The organism is Mesorhizobium sp. M1396 (assembly GCF_040317725.1).
Taxonomy (GTDB): Bacteria; Pseudomonadota; Alphaproteobacteria; order Rhizobiales; family Rhizobiaceae; genus Mesorhizobium.
This window is the reverse complement of sequence record NZ_JAMYLA010000117.1, coordinates 1-5179: the sequence shown is the minus strand read 5'-3', so window position 1 is coordinate 5179 and position 5179 is coordinate 1. Positions and strand designations below refer to the sequence as shown.

General features: G+C 60.6%; 2 protein-coding genes and 3 pseudogenes. 2 read left to right on the top strand and 3 right to left on the bottom strand.

The window, feature by feature from the left end; genetic code table 11:
• Positions 1-373: 373 nt before the first annotated feature.
• Positions 374-1150: pseudogene (locus NKH02_RS33955) on the top strand (amidohydrolase); the annotation flags it as partial.
• A 169-nt stretch (positions 1151-1319) separates the two neighbouring features.
• Here NKH02_RS33955 and NKH02_RS33950 read toward each other — a convergent pair.
• Positions 1320-2621: pseudogene (locus NKH02_RS33950) on the bottom strand (IS1380 family transposase).
• A gap of 123 nt (positions 2622-2744) precedes the next feature.
• On the opposite strand from NKH02_RS33950, the pseudogene NKH02_RS33945 reads away from it, so the two are divergent.
• Positions 2745-3137 (top strand): annotated as a pseudogene (locus NKH02_RS33945) (M20/M25/M40 family metallo-hydrolase); the annotation flags it as partial.
• A 487-nt stretch (positions 3138-3624) separates the two neighbouring features.
• Here NKH02_RS33945 and ehuA read toward each other — a convergent pair.
• The gene (ehuA, locus tag NKH02_RS33940; protein ID WP_352884187.1) at positions 3625-4401 is read right to left on the bottom strand and encodes an ectoine/hydroxyectoine ABC transporter ATP-binding protein EhuA; all 777 of its coding nucleotides are present in this window, start codon (positions 4399-4401) and stop codon (positions 3625-3627) included.
• A 115-nt stretch (positions 4402-4516) separates the two neighbouring features.
• Positions 4517-5179 (bottom strand): ectoine/hydroxyectoine ABC transporter permease subunit EhuD (gene ehuD / locus NKH02_RS33935; protein ID WP_352884182.1); only part of this gene is annotated, 663 nt, incomplete at its 5' end.

Below are 5179 nucleotides of genomic sequence, written 5' to 3'. Positions count from 1 at the left end.
TTCAACAGCCGCAATCCTTCAAAACAGAAGCCTCAACCGCAAACCCCCGCACCAAATGCCGCGTCAGCGGCTTCGTTCAATCCCCTAACTGAGAACGCGCCCTAGTCTCATGCCGATCCTGATTGCACGGCTGGAGGTCTACTGCATGGATCGGTATTGCCGCGCGAGCGGTGATTTAGGCGAGTGCAGGCGGGCCATCAGTCGTTGCATTACTTAATGGCGAAAGGGCGGACGATGCTATGCTCCTCATGGTGCGGGCACAGGCTGGTCCCGCGCTTTGCGCCAAGGACCGTACCCGCGCCTGGTTTCGTCTGACCAGATCCCTCATCGACGGACAGCATCAACCTCCCTCCCATCGGAAAAGGAAACTCCCGTGCCCATCCTCAATCGCGTCGCCGACCTTCTCCCTGACATCATGGCTTGGCGCCGCGATATTCACGCACATCCCGAGCTGGGCTTTGACGAGCACCGCACGTCGGCCTTCGTCGCCGAGCGTCTGCGTGAATTCGGCTGCGATCAGGTTGTGACTGGCCTAGGCAAGACCGGCGTCGTCGGCGTCATCAAGGGTAAGACAGTCGCAGGCGACGGAAAGTTCAAGGTCATCGGCTTGCGTGCTGACATGGATGCGCTTCCGATCGAGGAAGAGACCGAGCTGCCCAATGCGTCCAAGATCAAGGGCATCATGCATGCCTGCGGTCATGACGGCCACACCGCGATGCTGCTGGGCGCGGCGCGCTACCTTGCTGAAACCCGGAATTTTGCCAGCACGGCAGTCATGATCTTCCAACCCGCGGAAGAACTCAGTGCTGGCGCGGTCGCGATGCTTGAGGACGGTCTGATGGAGCGCTTCGGAATCGAGCAGGTCTATGGCATGCATAACGCTCCGGGTCTGCCGGTAGGTGCCTTTGGCATTCGGCAAGGCCCGGTGATGGCGGCAACGGACGGCATTGAGATCAATATCGAGGGCCGCGGCGGCCATCCCGGGATGCCTCATAAATGCATTGACTCGATCCAGGTCGGGGCCCAGCTCGTTACGGCCCTCCAGCAAATCGTTGCTCAGAACGTCGATCCGTTGGAATCGGCGGGGATTTCTTTCCATTACTTTCAATCCGGCACCCCACAGAGATTTATTTCGCAAAGGGCAGAGCTGCTAGCCGCCTTGATGCACGGCGATGAGGTTTTGGCGAAGCGGCGATGTGGCCGCTGTTGGGCGCTTTTCCGCGAACCTCGTCAGGCGCCGGCGGTGATCCGTCGTGATGGCAGGTGGGGTTTGCAGGTTGCGGTCGGCGGGTTCGTTTCGGGGCGTCTGCGCCCCATGGTTATGTCGCGAGCCGCGGAATGCGATCGAGGACGATGCGCAGGATGCGTTGGTCGGGGCAGGATGTCGGCAGGTGCAGGCGGATTTGCGTCTTCATCTCGACCACCCGCGCAGCGATCTTGATGAGGCGCAAACGCAGCGTGTCGATTGCGCGACGGCAAAGCTGGAGCGTTTCGGCATCGCAGCGCGCAGGCCCCACATGAGCCAGTAGGCGCCGGCATGCAGGAACAGCCGGAACTGGTTGGCCGTCGCTCTTGTGCAGGACGTTCGATCGGCGGCGAGATGTGTCTTCCAGGACTTGATGTGGTTCTCGGCCGCTCCGCGCCGGCAGTAGACATCCTCGTAGAGCGCCTTGGCCTTTCCACCGGCGAGGTTGGTGACGATGAAGCGGGTGTCAGCACCTTGGGCGCCGACCTCGACCCGCGCTATGATGCGCTCGACGCGGCTCCAGCTGGCGGCCCCATCCAGGAACTCCTTGAACCTGCGGACCTTGTTCGTCTTCGGTGACGCTTCAAAGCGCGCCGTCGTGCGGGCTTCCAGGTCCGCGACATGCTTGCGCAGGGTCGTGGTGGGCGGTACGCCGAGGATGAAGTCGACATCGTTGGCGGCAGGTTGCAATAGTGACCGTCGGCCCGGATCAGGATCCGGATGTTCGGCCAGTTGCTCCGGACGCCCGCACCAGGCGGCGCAGGTGAGCGCGGATCTCAGCCCCACTTGGCCGCTTGGCCGGTCGCAGGACAGCAGCCACGAACCGGCCGTCGCCATCGAACACGATCGGCTGGAAGCCGTACTCGTCGTGATGGGCATTGAAGAGGCGGAGCTGCTGGTTGCCGTGCACGGCGTCAAACGTGTCGTCGATGTCGAGCACGATCCGCGTCGGAATCTGCCGGAAGGAGGCGCAGTAGAGGTCGACCATCGTCCGGCCCATGGCGAGCAGCGAGCGCCCATCGGGTAGGTTCTCCAGCCGACACATCGTCGATTGCGACGCCAGATCCCGACCCGAAGGGGGCGCATCCTGGGCCATCTTGAAGACCGGGTCGGAACGCAGCCGGTTGGCGTCGTTGCCATCCTCGTAACCGGCGGCGATCATCTTCATGCGGAAGCCTATCATATCTGCAAAGTTGTGGATGACCTGGTCCGGGCTGCGTGGATCATCGATGCAGCGCGCCAGACGGTCGGCCACCCGCAGTCGTTTCTCCACCTCTGCTAGAGCCAGAACGCCACTGTCCGACGACAGCATGCCGCCGTCGAAACGGGCGACGGCGGACTTGCCGCCGACAGATGACAAGCCGCTCAGCGGCAAGTAAGATCATTCATGGCGGGTGTGGTCTCCGGAAATGATTCGGATCGGCCTTAGCAACCAAATCCTACGTCATTTCAACGGCTTGAACCACATCCGCCAACCCACCGTGAAATTTTCAGGCTAGGCAGCATGCGCGCGCTGACGCCGGAAGTGCGTCAACTTGTCAAGAAGCGCATAGGCGAGGTGGTGGCCGGCATCGCCCAGATAACGGGTGCCCAGATTGACCTTAAATTCCAGAATGGCGAGCTTGTTACTTTCAATCATGCCAAACAGAGCGAGCTTGCTCTCGGGGTGGCGAGGGAAGTGGCAGGTGAAGATAATGTGGTCAATACGCCGCCGGTACTGGCGGCGGAGGATTTCTGTCATATGGTGAATGCGCGGCCGGGTGCCTTCGTCTGGTGCGGTAATGGCGCCAGCGCCCAACTACATCACCCAGCCTATAATTTCGACGACGAAGCCATTCCTTACGGAACATCGTACTGGATCAAACTCGTAGAGAGCACGCTCGTGGCATGAGGTTTTTACGAGACGGAGTGACGCGGCGGCCGGCCTGGTTTGACGGCCAACTCGACGTCGACCCTAAGCGTCTGGTGTTGTAAGCTGCGCCATGGATGGCGCCTGTTCTTGGGATCACGAAATCCGACCTATGCCGCAATGCGACGCCGGAGGCAGGAGCCAAACCATCAATCGAGAATGCCCAGGCCAAGCGTGTCTCATCTGCATAAGAGCGTCGCGCGAACTGTCGAAGACCTTTGGTATCGGCCATCTCATCAATCTCACCTCGGCGGGACGGCATCTGCTCTGGCCGGCAAGCGCAATGCCCACCCCAAGGCCCACGAAAGTCGCACGAGGATACTCCGGTCCCGCCTCTCCACCCCGACTGGCTCCTGGCGGGCGATCATCCGTGAGACGTCGAACGTCGATACTTGGGATCGTCCTTCTCTTCCGCAAGCGGGTCGTCTGGATCCGCCGGCAAATGCGCCGAGCGATCGATGCGTTTGCCCTATCTCGCCTCAAGCACCGCATTAAGGAACTGTTGCGTCCGCTCGTTCTGAGGGTAGCCAAAGAACTGATCTGGCGGGCCCTGTTCGACAATCTTGCCTCCGTAAAAGAAGCAGACGCGATCGGAGAACTCCTTGGCGAAGCCCATCTGATGGGTGACCATCAGCATGGTGAGGTCATGCTCAGCGCCGAGCTTGCGGATCACATTGAGCACCTCCCCGACCAGCTCCGGGTCGAGCGCCGAGGTCACCTCATCGAACAGCATGACCTTCGGCCGCATGGCGAGCGCACGGGCTATTGCCACGCGCTGCTTTTGGCCGCCGGAAAGCTGGATCGGGAAATGGTTCTTCTTGTCGCTGAGCCCCACCATGTCGAGCAGCTCTGCCGCTCGGGCCTCGGCCTCCTGCCTGGAGATCCCAAGCACCGAGACCGGCGCCTCCATGCAATTGTGCAGCGCGGTCATGTGCGGGAACAAGTTGAAATGCTGGAACACCATCCCGATCTTGCCGCGTACGCGCCGCAGATGACGCTCGCTCGCCGGCACCATCTGGCCATTCTTCTGCATGTGCGTGAGCGGCTCCCCGTCCACCCAGATCACGCCTTTGTTGATACGCTCCAGCGTCATCAGCATGCGCAGCACGGTGGTCTTGCCCGAGCCGGAGGGCCCGATGATGCACACTTTCTCATTGCGCGCTATGTCGAGATTGAGCTCGTCCAGTACGGTCAGCGCTCCGTAGCACTTGGTGACGTTCTCGAAGCGGACCATGGGTTCGTTCATGACTTTCTCTTTGCGAGTAATATCGAGATCGAGCTCGTCTAATCCGGTCAGTGCGCCGTACCGTTTCGTGCCCTTCTCAAAGCGAAGCACAGATTCGTTCATCGCGGAAGACCTCCTACTGCAGATGGTAACGGCGGTGAAGCCACAAGCTCACCGACTGCACGATGGCAGAAGCGACCAGGCTGAACACGAGATAGAAAAAGCCGGCCATCGTGATTACTTCGGTAAAGCGGTAATTGGCGGCGCCGAAATTCCTGGCCTGTTGAAGCATTTCCAGAATGGCGATCGCCGCCAGGATCGGAGTGTCCTTGAACATGCCAACCAGGTAGTTGCCGAGGCTTGGCACGATCGGCGGAATGGCTTGCGGCAGGATGATGGCGCACCAAGTCCGCGCGCGCGACAGGTTGAGCGCTGTGCAGGCCTCCCACTGGCCGCCGTCCACATCCTCAATGCCCCCGCGGTAGACCTCCGAGATATAAGCTGCGTAGTGGATGCCGAGCATGCCGATGCCAACCGTCCAGGCTGGAATAACGATGCCGACCTGGGGAGCGACGAAATAGACGAAGAACACCTGTATCAGGAGTGGTGTTGAGCGGATGAACTCTACTATCTCCGCCATGGCTATGGACACATAACGATTGGGGGACTGGCGGATCAGCGCGAAGATGAGGCCCAGTACGAGCGCGATCGCGAAGCCGAGCAATGTCGCCTGAATGGTAACGATTGCACCCCGATACAGATACGGAAACGCCTCCCAGACGTAGGACCAATCCCAAAA